Raw genomic sequence first — 14896 nt, forward strand, 5'->3', positions numbered from 1 at the left:
GCCTTAAATCATTTCTTCGCCGCCCTTCCCGCCGAGAACGATTTCTCCGGCTTCGGCCATACGGCGGGCAATGGTGAGGATTTCTTTCTGCGCGGTTTCCACGTCGCTGACGCGCACCGGGCCCTTGGCTTCCAGGTCGTCGCGCAACAGTTCGGAGGCACGCTTGGACATGTTCTTGAAGATCTTTTCCTTGACGCCCTCGTCCGAGCCCTTGAGGGCCAGCACCAGCACGTCGGACGACACTTCGCGCAGCAACGCCTGGATGCCACGGTCGTCGACATCGGCGAGGTTGTTGAACACGAACATCAGGTCTTCGATCTGGCCGGACAGGGTGTCGTCGATCTCGCGGATCGAGTCCATCAACTGGCCTTCGACCGAGCTGTCGAGGAAGTTCATGATGTCGGCTGCACGCTTGATCCCGCCCAGGGTGGTGCGCGAGGCGTTCGAGTTGCCCGAGAACTGTTTCTCGAGAATCGTGTTGAGTTCTTTCAGCGCCGCCGGCTGCACGGTGTTAAGCGACGACACGCGCAGGATGATGTCCAGGCGCACTTTATGGTCGAAGTGGCCAAGCACTTCGCCGGCCTGGTCCGGGTCCAGATAGGCCACGACAATGGCCTGGATCTGCGGGTGCTCGTAGCGAATCACGTCAGCGACCGCGCGCGGCTCCATCCACTTCAGGCTGTCGAGGCCACTGGTGTTGCCGCCCAGCAGGATGCGGTCGATCAGGCCGTTGGCCTTGTCTTCGCCCAGGGCCGAGGTGAGCATTTTGCGGATATAGCTGTCGGAGCCGACGCCCAGGCTGGTCTGGTCGCCGACGATCTCGACGAACTCGCTCATCACCTGTTCGACTTGCTCGCGGTGCACATTGCGCATCTGCGCCATGGCCACGCCGACGCGCTGGACCTCTTTGGGCCCCATGTGGCGCAGCACTTGGGCGGCGTCGGTTTCGCCCAGCGACAGCAGCAGCACGGCGGCTTTGTCGACCCGGGAGAGCTTGGCAACAGCGACTCGATCATTCATCAGCGTTAATCCACTCTTTCACGACCTGGGCCACACGGCCCGGGTCTTCTGCCACCAGACTCTTGATTGCGTTCAACTGAGCGTCATAGCCTTCGCTCGGGCTTGGCAACAGGATGCTTTGCGGGCCGCCCAGGCTGACGCGGTCGTTGGCCAACTCGCCGTCCAGGCCACCCATGCCACCCAACTCGACGTCGCCACCGGCCAAGGCCAGTTGTTTCTTGCCATGCCCGGTGATGTTGTTGAGCACCGGCCGCAGAACGCCGAACACCAGCACCAGGATGAACAACACTCCCAGCACTTGCTTGACGATGTCCCAGAACCACGGCTGGGTGTAGAACGCCGGGTCGGTGATCACTTCGCCGCGCTCGGCGGAGAATGGCATGTTGATTACGCTGACGCTGTCGCCACGGCTGGCGTCGAAGCCGACGGCGTCCTGCACCAGGCGAGTAAAGCGCGCCAATTCGTCGGCGCTCCAGGGTGCGCGGGTAACGGCACCGTCAGCGGCATTGACCTTGACCTGGTCATCGACCACCACCGACACCGACAGGCGATTGATCTTGCCCTGCTGCTGCTTGGTGTGGCTGATGGAGCGGTCGAGCTCGAAGTTCTTGGTGGACTGGTTACGCTTGTCCGCCGGGTACGGCGCGAGCATCGGCTGGCCGGTGGCCGGGTCCATGATCTGCTGGCCGTTGGCGTCCAGCAGCGGTTGGCCGGCTGCAATCGCGCCAGCGGTGGCAGCGGCGCCACCGGTGGTTTGCGGGGCGGAAGCCGGTGCCGGTGGCTGGTTGCTCAGGGCCCCCGGTACGCCTTGCGGGCCGTTGCTGGCGGTGCGTTGTTCACTGGTGGACTGCTCGCTGCGCAGGGCGGGCTGGTCCGGATTGAATTGCTCGGACGTCGATTCGACGGCGCTGAAGTCCACGTCGGCGGACACTTCAGCCTTGTAGCGGTCGTTGCCCAGCACCGGCTGCAGGATGTTATGCACGCGCTGGGTGAGCATGCTTTCCATGCGACGGCTGTAGTCGAACTGCTTGCCGGCCTGGGTCAGCGCGGAATTTTCGGCCATGTCGGACAGCAGGTTGCCCTTCTGGTCGACCACGGTGATCTGCGACTTGCTCAACTCCGGCACGCTGGTGGCCACCAAGTTGATGATCGCCAATACCTGGCCAGGCTCCAGGGAGCGGCCGGAAAACAGTTCGACCAATACCGAGGCACTCGGCTTGCGTTCGTCACGCACGAACACCGAGCTTTTCGGGATGGCCAGGTGCACGCGGGCACCCTTGACGTTATTCAGGCTGGAAATGGTCCGCGCCAGTTCGCCTTCCAGGCCGCGACGGTAACGGGTGGCTTCCATGAACTGGCTGGTGCCCAGGCCCTGGTCCTTGTCGAGGATTTCAAAGCCGATATTGCTGTCGGACGGCGTGACGCCGGCGGCCGCCAGTTTCATCCGCGCACGCGCCACATCGTCGGCCTTGACCAGCAAGGCACCGGAGTTGGGCTCCACGGTGTAGGCGATGTCGGCGGCGGCAAGGGTTTCCATGATCTGCTTGGAATCCATGCCCGCCAGGCTGCCGTACAGCGGCCGGTAATCAGGCTGCTGCGACCACAACACCACGGCAAAACCAATCGCCACGCTGGCAGCCAGGCCGACCATCAGGCCCACCTGACGCAACATGGTCATTTCCGAGAGGTTTTCCAGGAACGACAGGCCAAACAGCGGCGGCTTGCCGTCTGTCTTGGCGGGTACGTTGTCCACGACTGCTTCTGCCATGACTTAAATCTCGCCCTTAAACCGGCATCTGCATGATGTCTTGGTAAGCCTGAACCAGCTTGTTACGCACTTGGGTCAAGGCCTGGAAGGAAACACTGGCCTTTTGCGAGGCGACCATCACATCGGTGAGGTCCACGCCGCTTTTACCGATCTCGAACGCGGTCGCCAACTGGCTGGACGCCTGCTGGGTATCACTGACTTTATTGATTGCCTGACCGAGCATGTCGGCAAAACTGCTTTGGCCCAATTCCGGCGCTGGCGCGACAGATTTCGGTTGAGCCATGGCATCCATTTGCATGGAGCGCATATCCAACATCAACCGATTGAACTCAATACCCTGGCTCATGACCTTCTCTCTCCGACGACCCGCAATTTTTTGACACTACGCAGCGGTTACCAGGGGAGGTGCAACAAGGGTGCCAGCTTCGTTGCGACTCGTAAGAAAAGCCGACAAAGCTTGTCAGCCTGGGCTTTGCTCAGGTGGCGAAAAGATACGCTTCCACATCCATGCCCGCGTCGCGCATCTGCGCCAGCTTGTAGCGCAAGGTGCGCGGGCTGATGCCGAGGCGCTCGGCCGCTTCTTTGCGGCGGCCGCGCTCGGCGCGCAGGGTGTCGATGATCATCTGGAATTCGCGGCGGCGCAGGTCATCGCCCAGGGCGCCGGCCGATTCGGCTTCGGCAAGCACCGGTACCGGCGCCAGGCTCGGCAACGGCGCCACGCCACTGCCCATGGCCAGGCAGAAATCCTGGGGCTGGATCAAGCCGCCCTGCTGCAGGATCAGCGCGCGCTGGATCGCATTGTCCAGCTCGCGCACATTACCCGGCCAGGGGTAAGCGACCAGGCAGGCCTGGGCCTCGGCCGACAGCCGCGCCTGGGCGTGTTTCATTTTTTTGACGTGGTTGTTCAGCAGGCGCTCGGCCAGGGGAATGATATCGGCTGGGCGTTCGCGCAACGGGCGCCAGGCCAGCGGGAACACCGACAGGCGATAGAACAAGTCTTCGCGAAAGCGCCCCGCCGCCACTTCGCCCGCCAAGTCGCGGTTGGTGGTAGCGACCACGCGGATGTCCAGCTGGATCGGCTTGCGTGCGCCCACCCGCTCTACTTCGCGCTCCTGCAACACGCGCAACAACTTGGCTTGCAGGCCCAGGGGCATTTCCGAGATTTCGTCGAGCAGAATGGTGCCGCCATCGGCCTGTTCGAACTTGCCGGCCTGGGCCGCGATAGCCCCGGTGAACGAGCCCTTCTCATGGCCGAACAGGGTGGCTTCGAGCATGTTGTCCGGGATCGCCGCGCAGTTGATCGCGATAAACGGCTGCTGGGCGCGGCTGGATTGCTGGTGGATATAGCGCGCCAGCACTTCCTTGCCGGTGCCGGACTCGCCGGAGATCAACACCGTGGAATCGCTGCGCGCCACACGGGCCGCCAGTTCCAGCAGTTGTGCGCTGGCCGGTTCGAAGGCTATCGGGCCCTCACCCGCCACCGCCGAGATGACGCCCAGGGCATGCCGGGCGACCAGTTCGATCAACGCCTTGGGCTCGAACGGCTTGACCAGATAATCCGCCGCCCCCTGGCGCATGGCGTCCACAGCCCGCTCCACGGCGCCATGGGCGGTCATCAGCAGCACCGGCAATTGCGGCTGGCGCGCGCGCAGCAGGCCGAGCAGTTGGTGGCCGTCCATGCCGGGCATGTTCACGTCGCTGACCACCAGGCTGAACGCCTCCTGCTGCACCGCCTCCAAGGCCTCCTCGGCAGAGCCGACCGCGCGGTAGTCATGGCCCGCCAACAGCAGCGTGTCAGCCAATGCTTCACGCAGGGCGCGATCGTCTTCAACCAATAAAACCTTGATAGCCATGATCCTTTTACTCCGCGCTCGCCGCGCTGGAAAACAGCGGCAAGGTCATCAATGCACAGGTGCCGCGCCCCAACCGGGAGCGCAACTGCAATTCTCCCTGATGCGCACGGGCCACTGCCTTGACCACGGTCAGGCCCAGGCCGGTGCCGTTGGTCTTGGTGGTGAAAAAAGGTTCGCCCAGGCGCTGCAGCACGGCCGGTGCGATACCGCTGCCGCTGTCGCTGACGCACAGGCGCAGGGTTTGCTCGCGGCGATATAGGTGCACCTTGAGGCGTGCACCGGGGCCGCTGGCCTGGGTGGCGTTTTCGATCAGGTTGAGCAGCGCGCCGACCAGGGTGTCACGGTTGCACAGCAACTCGCCGTGGTGGCTGTCGCACTGCCAGCGCAGGCTGGCGCCCTGGATATGCGTGGCCGCCGCCGCTTGCAGGGCCTGCATCAAACCGGCCGGAGTGAGGCGGTCGGTCAACGGCAATTCGCCACGGGCAAACACCAGCATGTCGCGCACCTGATGTTCCAGCTCGTGCAGGCGCTCCTTGAGACGCCCGGCAAAGCGCTGGTGGGTGGCCGCCGGCAACTGCTCATCAGTCAAATGACTGGCGTAGATCAACGCCGCCGACAACGGCGTGCGGATCTGATGCGCGAGGGATGCGACCATCCGCCCCAACGACGACAACCGCTCATGCCGCGCCAGTTGGTCTTGCAGATGACGGGTTTCTGTCAAATCGTTGAGCAGCACCAATTGACCCGGTTCAGCATCCAGGGAGCGGGTGGCGATGGACAGGCGGCGCCCGTCTTTAAGCGACACTTCGTGGCCGTCATCCTCACGCGGCGCGAAGCAGCGGGTGATGACGTGGCGCCACAGCTCGCCTTCCAGCGGCAGGCCGAGCAAGTCGCATGCCGCCGGGTTGGCTTCGCGCACACGGCCCTGGTCATCGATGACGATCACGCCACCGGGCAACAGCGAAAGCAGATTCTGCAGGCGGTTGGCCAGGCGTTCTTTTTCGGCCAGTTCCTGCATGCGCTGGGCGCTGACCACCGCGAGTTCGCCTTTAAGCTCGGACACCCGGGCTTCAAGCAGACTGTAGGAGTCGGTCAGTTGGCTCGACATCTGGTTGAACTGCGAGAACGCCTGTTCAAGACCCTGGCGGGTCGGCGGCTCTACAGGCGAAACCAGCCCCTGGATGGCAGGGGCCGGAGATAGTTGGGCGGCGTGGGGCATCATGCTCTCTCGCTTGGCTGACCGTCAGTTAAACGGAACGTTGCGAGGGCTGTAGCAATACCCGTGCCGAAAAAAAACTACCTAAGAATCAACTGGTTGAAAAACAGGCGTCAATCATCCGCCTGTTCATCGCCCTCTTTGCGGCTCATACCGTACTTGCGCATCTTTTCCACCAGGGTGGTGCGACGGATACGCAGGCGCTCGGCGGCACGCGCGACGATGCCGTTGGCGTCGTCCAGGGCCTGCTGGATCAGGCCTTGTTCCAGGTTGCCGAGGTAATCCTTGAGGTCCAGGCCTTCGGGCGGCAGCATGGCCGTGGCGCCGAAGTCCGGCGCGTGGCCGTTGATCGCCACGCGTTCTTCCATGTCGCTGCGCAGGCTGTCGACCAACTGCTCGTCTTCATCGTCGACGTAGCGGAATTTCTTCGGCAACTCGACCACGCCGATCACACCGTAGGGGTGCATGATCGCCATGCGTTCCACCAGGTTGGCCAGCTCGCGGACGTTGCCCGGCCAGCCGTGGCGGCACAGCGACATGATCGCGGCGGAGTTGAAGCGAATGGAGCCGCGTTTTTCGTGCTCCATGCGCGAGATCAATTCGTTCATCAACAACGGGATGTCTTCCACGCGCTCACGCAGCGGCGCCATCTCGATTGGGAATACGTTGAGGCGGTAATACAAGTCTTCGCGGAAGCTGCCGACCTCGATCATGCTTTCGAGGTTCTTGTGGGTCGCGGCAATGATGCGCACATCCACGCTTTGGGTCTTGTTGCTGCCCACGCGCTCGAAGGTGCGCTCCTGCAGCACGCGCAGCAGCTTGACCTGCATTGGCAGCGGCATATCGCCGATTTCGTCGAGAAACAGCGTGCCGCCATTGGCCAGTTCGAAGCGCCCGGCACGACTGGTGATCGCGCCGGTAAAGGCGCCCTTCTCGTGGCCGAACAATTCGCTTTCCAACAGCTCTGCCGGGATGGCCCCGCAGTTGACCGGCACGAACGGCCCGTCGCGACGTTTGGAATGGTAATGCAGGTTGCGCGCGACCACTTCCTTGCCGGTGCCCGACTCGCCCAGGATCAGCACGCTGGCGTCGGTGTCAGCAACTTGCTGCATCATCTGGCGCACGTGCTGGATCGCCCGGCTGGTGCCGACGAGGCTGCGGAACAGGTTGGGTTCACGGTGACGGCCGCGCTCGCGGGCCTGGTCGTACATCTCGCGATAGACCTGGGCGCGGTGCAGGGAGTCGAGCAGCTTGCTGTAGCTGGGGGGCATTTCCAGGGTGGAAAGTACCCGGCGGCGCTGGTCTTCAGGCAGGTCGACGGAAGAAATATCGCCCATCAGCAACACGGGAAGGAACTCATCCCAGGTTGACAGTGTCTTTAACAAGCCCAAAACAGCGCCAGGAGCGTTTACCGTCCCGATCAGTACACAAATGACTTCACGGCTCGACGCCAACGAGCTGACCGCCTGCTGCCAATCATGGCTACCGCAGGGCAAATTTTCTTCACCGAGAAAATTTAAAATCACCGCTAAATCGCGGCGGCGGACGCTATCGTCATCGATCAGCAGAATTTTGGTTTCACGCCACATGCAATAGCAACTTCCCTAGTAAAACTTCCTGCCCCGGAATGAAGGCAATCAAGACGTCTGTAAGACTTATCTTCTACTAGACGTCTGAAATCTGAAAACAGCACTAGTTAAGTCAAAAATGCTGGCACAGTCAAATATATGACGCGCCGTTCGGACCAACCGCGCCCCTATCAGCCGAACAGATGGTAAACCTTTGACGCATTTTTCGCTTGGTTGATCTGCGACATCTCTTCGAATATCGCCTGGCGCTCGCCGGTCGTCACCTCAAGCAACTGCTGGTACACCGCCAACAGTGCCTCCAGCTTCTCCCGCAACGCATTCTCGTCCACCGGCGCTTCGCTGAGCACGTTATCGATCACGTTGCGACAACCCAGGTCCAGCTCGCCAATGGCTTCCCAGTTGCGCGCAGCCAGTGCGTCGACCAGGGCTTCACGGGTTTCATCAATGCGTTGCAGTGCGTGGCTCATGACGTGCTCCTTAAGGCTTCAGGCCTTATTCTGCTACTGCCTGTTGCGCCGCAATGGCGTCCCAGCCTTCTTTTACGGTGATCAGCAAACGAGCCACTTCGTCGATCATGTCGGCGTCGTTATGCAGGTTCGCTTCCATCAAGCGGTTAGTCATATATGCATACAAACTTTCCAACTGCTGAACGTAGGCCGGGTTATCACTCTTTTCTGCATCCAGGCCGTCACGCAGGCCGATCACGATATCAATCGCCTTGCCGAGCATCAGGCCCTTGGCAGCGATGTCGCCACGCGCCAGCGCCCCTTTGGCCTGGGCCATGCGGTCCAGACCGCCTTCCATCAGCATTTGCACCAGGCGATGCGGGCTCGCCTCGGAGATCTGGGCATGGGAATTAACCTTCTGGTATTGGCGAAGGGCTCGCATGGGATTCATGGTTCTACCTCGTGACAGGCGACAGCGAAAAGGATTTCAGTAACCATTATGTCGACTGGGCTGCTAGAAACTTTAACCCCGATGGTCCTGTAAAAAACAAAGCCCGGGTCAGATGACCCGGGCTTTTTTCATGCATTCAGTCAATTGTTTTTCTGGTTGTTCAGCGCGTTGAGCGTGCCCATGATGTTGTTACTTTGCTGGCGTAACTGGGCGACCAGCGAATCCATCGCCGCGTATTTGCGTGTCAGGCTGGCTTGCAGATCCGCCACATGCACGTCCAGTTCCGCCTGGTCCTTGCTCAAGGTCTTGAGACTGTCGGATAGAGCGGTCGTGCGCGTCGCGAAGATACCGGTGGTCGCTTTGGCATAACCTTCAGTGGCATTGGTCATGCGTGCCAGCAACCCGGTCTTGCCGCTGAACATACTGCTGATATCTGCCGAGTTGGTCAGCGCAATCTTGTCGAAGGTTTTGTCATCCATGGTCAACAGACCGGTACCGGAGTCGGTACTGATACCGAATTGTGCCAGGGACTTGATGGTGCCATTCCCGGACAAGGCGTTGAACTCGGCGCGCAAGGAGCTTTGCAGCGAGCGCATGTTGGCGTCACCGGTCAAGGTCGCCGATACCGAGTTACCCGCCGCGTCCTTGGTCACCTTGGTTTCGGCATTCATCGCCTTGAGCAAAGCGTTATAGCTGTCGACAAAGCCTTTGACCCCGGACTTGAGCGCCGCGGTGCTGGTACTCACGGAAATCGTCGTGGTTGCCTTCGGCCCGTCCGGGTCCTTCGTATCCACGGGCGGTGAAACCGACAGCAGCTTGATGCTGACCCCGCTCACCGCGTCCGTGATGTTGTTGGTCTTGGACGTATAGGGCACGTTATCGATGGTGTACTCGGCGTTCTGCGGCGTATCGATCACTTTGTAGCCGGTATCAATACCCGAGTTGCCCGACAACGTCAGGTCCGAGCCGACGCCACCCGTGGTGGAAGTCAACACCATGCGCGAGCCGGTGGAGTCGGTAACGATGTTGGCACTAAGCCCGACAGTGCCGAACTGGGTGTTGATCGAGTCACGCACCTGCTGCAGGGTTGCGCCCGGCGGCACGCTCAGATCAAACTTTTTACCCGACTGGGAGATGGTCAGGGTTGTTGCGGTATCGCCCTTGTTGACCACTGTCGAAGCGCCGCCAGCCAGGGTGACCGTGGACAGTTTGGAAGGCTGGGCGAGTTTATTGACCACCAGGTTGAAGCTGCCGTTGGCAGCGCCCTGGGCGGTGGTCATGGTCGCGACCTTTTCATTTGACGAAGTGCCGGTCAGGCCACTGAAGCTGTTGTCGTCGGTCATGCTTTTGATGGCGCCACGGAAAGCGTCCAGCGCCGACTGGATTTTGCCGATCGACGACAGCTGGGTAGTCGCTTTCTGTGACTGGGTATTGATCTGGGTCTGCTTCGGCGCCCGATCGGCGTCGACCAAAGCTTTTACGATGCCCTGGATGTCGATGCCAGAACCCACACCGTTTACCGTTGTACTCGCCATCGTCTTTCTCCTAATACGGCTGCTGGCGTTTTCTTGACGAACCGCACTTCAAGAAAACAGCGCAACAAGTTTCATGCCAGTTCAGACCTTTTCATCGAACAGCACATGACTGGCGGTGGCCAGATTTTGTGCCAGCTTCAAGGCCGTTTCCGACGGAATCTGGCGGATCACTTCACCACTTTCAGTGGCGATGACCTTGACCACGACCCGATGGGTGGAATCATCAATGGAAAAATCCAGTTTGCGCTGGGCCGCTTGTACGAACTCTCGAATATCGGTGACTGCTTTTTCCAGGTCAGCCCGTTTCGGCTCACCGGCGGTCGGCACGATCGCCTCGACCTTGGTTTTGTCTTTGTCCGCAACCACCGCGGTGGCCGGGCCTTGAGGGGCTACCGGTGGATAAGACGAGGCCAGCTTTACACTCATGTCCATGTCCAATCTCCTCTACAACCGAAAAGACGAAAGGGCACGTAAACGCGCCCTTCCGTCAGTTACCAAGCGCCGTTATTACTGAAGCAGCTTCAGTACAGCGGATGGCAGTTGGTTGGCCTGCGACAGGATCGCGGTAGCAGCCGACTGCAAGGTTTGTTGCTTGGTCAACTCAGCTGTTTCAGCAGCGAAGTCGGTGTCTTGAACGGTGGAGCGTGCAGCGGTGGAGTTTTTCTGAATGTTGGTCAGGTTGTCTACAGTAGTGGTCAGACGGTTCTGAACAGCACCCAGGCCCGAACGAGTGCTATCGATGCCGCCGATAGCCTTGTCCAGTACCGCGATAGCAGCCTGTGCGTTGAAAGCGCTGCTTACGTCGGTCTGTGCAACAGTGGTCTTGGCCGAAGCTGCGGCAGTACCTGCTGCGGCGAACAGACCGGTCACACCAGCACCGTTCAGCGCGTAGCCTTTGGACGAATCCAGGTTCACTGCACCGGTAGCGATCAGGCCGTCGGCCAGAGCGACGCCGGTACCGAAGGCACCTTTACCGTCTTTGGTAGCAACAGTGATCGAACCGGCGTCAGTGGAGGCGCTGAAGTTCAGGTTCTCACCGGAGTCGGACTTGACCGACAAAGTGCCTTTGGATTCGTCATAGTTGACGCTGATACCCAGTTTTGCAGAGTTGGATTTCAGTTGGTCAGCCAGGCTGGCGGTATCGGTTACACCGGTGAAAGTGGTGGCTTGGCCGCCAACAGTCATGGTGAAGGTAGCAGGCGCGGTCTTGGCGGCAGCACCCACGCTGAATTGAGCTTCAGTGCTGGCGGAAGCGCTCAGGCCACCTACAGCGCCGTTCAGTTGGCTGGCGATGGTTTTCGCCGATGCGCCTGCTGCTACGGTAACAGAAGCGGTCTGGCCGTTACCGGTGATACCGATATCGCCACCGGCAACACCTGTGGTGCTAGGTGCAACGCCGACGCTCTTGATCTGCTGCGAGCCGATGTTGTTAGCAGCAACGTTGTCCAGGGACAGGTTGATGGTTTCGTTGGCATTGGCGCCAACTTGGATGGCTTTGGTGCCGTACGAACCGTCGAGCAGTTTCTGGCCACCGAAGGTAGTGGTTTGCGAGATACGGGTCAGTTCCGAAGTCAGCGCCTGGTATTCTTCCTGGTTGGAAGTACGGTCAGCGTCGCTCAGGGAGCCGGTAGCCGAGGACAGAGCCAGGGTACGCATCTTTTGCAGAATGTCGGTCGAAGCCTGCATTGCGCCTTCAGCGGTTTGCGCGATGGAGATACCATCGTTGGCGTTCTTTACAGCTTGGCCCAGGCCGTTGATTTGGCTGGTCAGACGGTTGGAGATCTGCAGGCCCGAGGCGTTGTCTTTAGCGCTGTTGATGCTCAGACCAGTGGACAGACGCTGCATGGAGGTTTGCAGCGAGTTGGCCGCTTTGCCAAGGCCGTTCTGGGTAGTGATGGAAGCAATGTTGGTGTTTACTGTTAAAGCCATGACGAAATCCTCGATGGATGGATACTGCGGCTTCCGGCCCTGGCAACCGCCGGGTGTGGCCTGAGAACCTACGTAATAGTTATCGTCGTGGTAGCCGGTTGCTTGAGGTTTTTTTTGATTTTTTTTACTAGCCCTGTGCCAGCCCTTGCATTTCAAGGGGTTAGCACTGCCGAAAACCCAGGGTTTATTGGTTTTTCTGGCGCCAAATAAAAAACGCCGATGATCTTTCGATCATCGGCGTTTTGCTATGCGCTCTTAAAGGGTCAGGGGCGATACAGAATCGCCGAGCCCCAGGACAGGCCCACGCCAAACCCACTGATCGCCACGCGCTTCCAGGTGGCGTCCATCACGTGCTTTTCCAGCAGTAACGGAATGCTCGACGACACGGTGTTGCCGGTCTCGACCATGTCCTTGATGAACTTGTCCACTGGCGCATCTTCAAAACGGCGCGCCACGGCGTCGACAATCGCCGCACTGCCCTGGTGAATGCAGAATGCATCAATGTCATCGGCCTGGAGGTCCGACTCGTCGAGCAGCTCGTGCAAATGCGCCGGCACCTTGAGCAAGGCGAAGTTGAACACCTGGCGGCCGTTCATGAAGAACACGCCATCGCTGACCTTCAGGTGCGGCGCACCGGAACCGTCGGTGCCGAACTTGGATTTGCCCAGCAACCACGGCGCGTCTTCGCCCATCCAGGTGGCGGTGGCGGCGTCGCCGAAGAGCATGGTGGTGTTGCGGTCTTCCGGGTCAACGATCTTCGAATACGGGTCGGCGGTGATCAGCAGGCCGTTTTTCAGGCCGGTGGCTTCCATGAAACCCTTCATCGCGTAGATGCCGTACACGTAACCGGAACAGCCCAGGGAAATATCGAAGGCGGCCACGTGGGTTGGCAGGCCCAGTTTGTCCTGGACGATGGCTGCGGTGTGGGGCAGCCCTTCTTCATCGCCGTTCTGCGTGACGACAATTACGGCGTCGATGGACTCGCGCTTCAAGTCCGGGTTGTTGGCAAACAAAGCGTTGACCGCCTCGACACACAGATCGGAGGTTTCCTGCGCGGCTTCCTTGCGCGGCAGGAACGCCGAACCGATCTTGCCAATGATGAATTCTTCATCCTTGGCGAATTTGGCACCCTGGGCGTAGTTATCGATACCGTCCGCCGGCACGTAACTGGCGATGCTTTTTATGCCAATCATTGTGGCTTCCCAATACTAAATAGCTGGAGAACACCTCGGGGACTGCGCCCGAAGTGCTGACAATAAAGGGGATAACCCCATAAAAATTTCGCTGAAAGCCGCGCAATAACCACAGCAAGGCGACTTATCCTTTTCACACGATACAGTGAAGATGCGCTTTATGACTCGCAGGTCACTCAATTTTGTGTGGTTTATGCAAAACCTTCAAACAATTAAGCCTATGAACGACAACGGCCCAGCCTGTTTCCAGGCTGGGCCGTCGGGCTGCTCTGTTGCGCGCTTACATCTTGTTGAACAGGCTCAACTGAGAGACTTTCACGAAAGCCAACTGCGAAGCTTGCAGCATGGTCTGCTGCAACGTCAGGTTGATCGCCGCTTGTGCCGTGTCGATATTGCCAAGATCGCTCATGGTACTGGTGTTGGCCAGGCCGATGCTGGTGTTTTCGCTGGTCTGTATATCCAGCGCATTCTGCCGTGCACCAATAGAGCCTCGCACACCGTCGATCTGGGTGCGGGTGTTGGAAAAGTTACTGATGGATGCATCCAGCACGTCCCGAAGCTTGAGCATCGCCGCTGGGTTGCCGTCGGCCGGTTGCTCCAGGGCCTGGCGCAACTGGCTCAAGGTATCCAACGCGTTCTGGGTCTTCTGGGTGCTGGCCGAGACCGCGAATTGATCACCAGCCTGCGGCGTGCCGCTGACATCAAAGCTTACCCCGGCAGCGGTGACTGTCGTGCCGCCGCCCGTATCACCCGTGGCAATCGTCTTGCTGTCGGCGGTATAGGGCTGGGCATACACTTCATAAGCAGTGGCGCTGGTGAATTTGATCACCGCCCCATTGTTGGCCGGGAACGTGCTGACATAGGCCGCCTGGTTACTCACGGTGGCATTGGTCAATTGCGCGGCAGAGGCGTTGCTGGGCGTACGCGAGACACTGAAGCTGTCCGGCTTGGCCGCCAGACTGAACGAACGGTCCTTGACCAGCGCATCGGAATTCGGCCCGGTGGCGACATCCTTGAGGTTAAGGGTGATATCGAAATTCACTCCGCGCACGCTCACCGTGGCGCCCTCCTCCTTGCTGGCGTCGAAACTGCCATTGCCCGCAATTTCGGAGGTGATGTCATTGCCGTTTCGATCGGACACCTTGAACTGCGTGCTGCTGGTGAACGTCAGCTGGTAAGGCTGGCCGTCCGCGAATTTATTGGTGTAGTCGGTTTCCGACGTCACCAGGCCAGCCGATAGCGCCACTTTGTTGTCGTTCGGCACCGGCGCAGTCGCCGGCGGTACCACGGCAGGCGGAATCCACGTCGCCTGGGTGCGACCCGAGTTGATGGCGCCACCCATGATGCTCTTGCCGGTATCACCGGCGTTGACTTTAAGCGTGTCGGAAACCTGCAGGCTCAGGGGCGTTTCATCACCCTGGTAATTGTAAGTGCCATCGCTGTTGCGACTGTAGGGCGGGGTCGAAGTCCTTGAGCCGGAAAACAGATAATTACCCGACGAGTCCTTGCTGTTGAGCAAGCCCAATACCTGGTCCTCGATGGCACCGATCTCACCGGCAATCGACTTGCGATCCGCATCGCTGAGCGAGCCGCCGGCGCGCAGGGCGAGCTCGCTGGCCTTTTGCAGCGCATCATTGATGGAACCCAGCACGCTTTCTTCGTTGGTCAGGGAGTTTTTCAGGCTGGTGATGTTGCCGTTGAACTGGCTGAGCATGTCTTTCTGTTGTTGCAGCATCAGCAAACGCGCCGCCGCGATCGGGTCATCGGAAGCGGTTTGCACACGCACACCCGTAGAGGCCTGCTCCTGCGCTTTCACCACGCTGGAGTAGTTATCCGAATACTTGGCGGAACTGGTTTCGAAATATTGAGCGGTAGAAATACGCATCGTCCCAGGCT

13 protein-coding genes are annotated in these 14896 nt (G+C 59.9%); all 13 read right to left on the reverse strand.

Translation table 11 applies throughout. The annotated features are described in order from the left end of the window. Positions 1-3 precede the first annotated feature (3 nt). Positions 4-1020 carry a flagellar motor switch protein FliG gene (gene fliG, locus C4J89_RS18430; RefSeq protein WP_057721344.1) on the reverse strand — a complete coding sequence of 339 codons (1017 nt, stop codon included), beginning with the start codon at positions 1018-1020 and terminating at the stop codon, positions 4-6. Beyond that, entirely contained in the window at positions 1013-2788 is a 1776-nt protein-coding gene (gene fliF / locus C4J89_RS18435; protein ID WP_124363782.1) for a flagellar basal-body MS-ring/collar protein FliF, read from the reverse strand. Before fliF ends, fliG begins: the two co-directional genes overlap by 8 nt. Positions 2789-2804: 16 nt before the next feature. Then, complete coding sequence (gene fliE, locus C4J89_RS18440; protein ID WP_017134937.1) at positions 2805-3134, reverse strand: flagellar hook-basal body complex protein FliE; 330 nt, start codon at positions 3132-3134, stop codon at positions 2805-2807. A 130-nt stretch (positions 3135-3264) separates the two neighbouring features. Next, a complete protein-coding gene (locus C4J89_RS18445; protein ID WP_124363783.1) occupies positions 3265-4641 on the reverse strand; it encodes a sigma-54 dependent transcriptional regulator in 1377 nt (458 codons plus the stop codon). Between the two features lie 7 nt (positions 4642-4648). Continuing rightward, the gene (locus tag C4J89_RS18450; protein WP_124416050.1) at positions 4649-5860 is read right to left on the reverse strand and encodes a PAS domain-containing sensor histidine kinase; all 1212 of its coding nucleotides are present in this window, start codon (positions 5858-5860) and stop codon (positions 4649-4651) included. A gap of 110 nt (positions 5861-5970) precedes the next feature. Beyond that, positions 5971-7446 (reverse strand): sigma-54 dependent transcriptional regulator, encoded by a 1476-nt coding sequence (locus tag C4J89_RS18455; protein WP_124363784.1) that lies wholly within the window; start codon positions 7444-7446, stop codon positions 5971-5973. A 170-nt stretch (positions 7447-7616) separates the two neighbouring features. Then, complete coding sequence (fliT, locus tag C4J89_RS18460) at positions 7617-7913, reverse strand: flagellar protein FliT (RefSeq protein ID WP_124415241.1); 297 nt, start codon at positions 7911-7913, stop codon at positions 7617-7619. A 25-nt stretch (positions 7914-7938) separates the two neighbouring features. After that, entirely contained in the window at positions 7939-8343 is a 405-nt protein-coding gene (gene fliS, locus C4J89_RS18465) for a flagellar export chaperone FliS (RefSeq protein ID WP_124367850.1), read from the reverse strand. Between the two features lie 140 nt (positions 8344-8483). Beyond that, a complete protein-coding gene (gene fliD, locus C4J89_RS18470) occupies positions 8484-9878 on the reverse strand; it encodes a flagellar filament capping protein FliD (protein WP_124367851.1) in 1395 nt (464 codons plus the stop codon). An 81-nt stretch (positions 9879-9959) separates the two neighbouring features. Then, on the reverse strand, positions 9960-10310 hold the full coding sequence (locus tag C4J89_RS18475) for a flagellar protein FlaG (RefSeq protein WP_124367852.1): 351 nt from the start codon (positions 10308-10310) through the stop codon (positions 9960-9962). A gap of 75 nt (positions 10311-10385) precedes the next feature. Next, the gene (locus C4J89_RS18480; RefSeq protein ID WP_124410476.1) at positions 10386-11807 is read right to left on the reverse strand and encodes a flagellin; all 1422 of its coding nucleotides are present in this window, start codon (positions 11805-11807) and stop codon (positions 10386-10388) included. Positions 11808-12070: 263 nt separating this feature from the next. Beyond that, on the reverse strand, positions 12071-13000 hold the full coding sequence (locus C4J89_RS18485; protein ID WP_124415242.1) for a ketoacyl-ACP synthase III: 930 nt from the start codon (positions 12998-13000) through the stop codon (positions 12071-12073). A 280-nt stretch (positions 13001-13280) separates the two neighbouring features. Further along, a complete protein-coding gene (locus tag C4J89_RS18490) occupies positions 13281-14885 on the reverse strand; it encodes a flagellar hook-associated protein 3 (RefSeq protein ID WP_124367855.1) in 1605 nt (534 codons plus the stop codon). Positions 14886-14896: the final 11 nt, after the last annotated feature.

The organism is Pseudomonas sp. R4-35-07 (assembly GCF_003852235.1).
Classification (GTDB): Bacteria; Pseudomonadota; Gammaproteobacteria; order Pseudomonadales; family Pseudomonadaceae; genus Aquipseudomonas.

Excerpts from the sequence above, each read along its gene's own strand:
- fliS (WP_124367850.1), bottom strand. The coding sequence starts at position 8,343 with ATGAATCCCATGCGAGCCCTTCGCCAATACCAGAAGGTTAATTCCCAT.
- C4J89_RS18490 (WP_124367855.1), bottom strand. The coding sequence starts at position 14,885 with ATGCGTATTTCTACCGCTCAATATTTCGAAACCAGTTCCGCCAAGTAT.
- C4J89_RS18455 (WP_124363784.1), bottom strand. The coding sequence starts at position 7,446 with ATGTGGCGTGAAACCAAAATTCTGCTGATCGATGACGATAGCGTCCGC.
- C4J89_RS18445 (WP_124363783.1), bottom strand. The coding sequence starts at position 4,641 with ATGGCTATCAAGGTTTTATTGGTTGAAGACGATCGCGCCCTGCGTGAA.
- fliG (WP_057721344.1), bottom strand. The coding sequence starts at position 1,020 with ATGAATGATCGAGTCGCTGTTGCCAAGCTCTCCCGGGTCGACAAAGCC.
- fliF (WP_124363782.1), bottom strand. The coding sequence starts at position 2,788 with ATGGCAGAAGCAGTCGTGGACAACGTACCCGCCAAGACAGACGGCAAG.
- fliT (WP_124415241.1), bottom strand. The coding sequence starts at position 7,913 with ATGAGCCACGCACTGCAACGCATTGATGAAACCCGTGAAGCCCTGGTC.
- C4J89_RS18485 (WP_124415242.1), bottom strand. The coding sequence starts at position 13,000 with ATGATTGGCATAAAAAGCATCGCCAGTTACGTGCCGGCGGACGGTATC.
- fliE (WP_017134937.1), bottom strand. The coding sequence starts at position 3,134 with ATGAGCCAGGGTATTGAGTTCAATCGGTTGATGTTGGATATGCGCTCC.
- fliD (WP_124367851.1), bottom strand. The coding sequence starts at position 9,878 with ATGGCGAGTACAACGGTAAACGGTGTGGGTTCTGGCATCGACATCCAG.
- C4J89_RS18450 (WP_124416050.1), bottom strand. The coding sequence starts at position 5,860 with ATGCCCCACGCCGCCCAACTATCTCCGGCCCCTGCCATCCAGGGGCTG.
- C4J89_RS18475 (WP_124367852.1), bottom strand. The coding sequence starts at position 10,310 with ATGGACATGAGTGTAAAGCTGGCCTCGTCTTATCCACCGGTAGCCCCT.
- C4J89_RS18480 (WP_124410476.1), bottom strand. The coding sequence starts at position 11,807 with ATGGCTTTAACAGTAAACACCAACATTGCTTCCATCACTACCCAGAAC.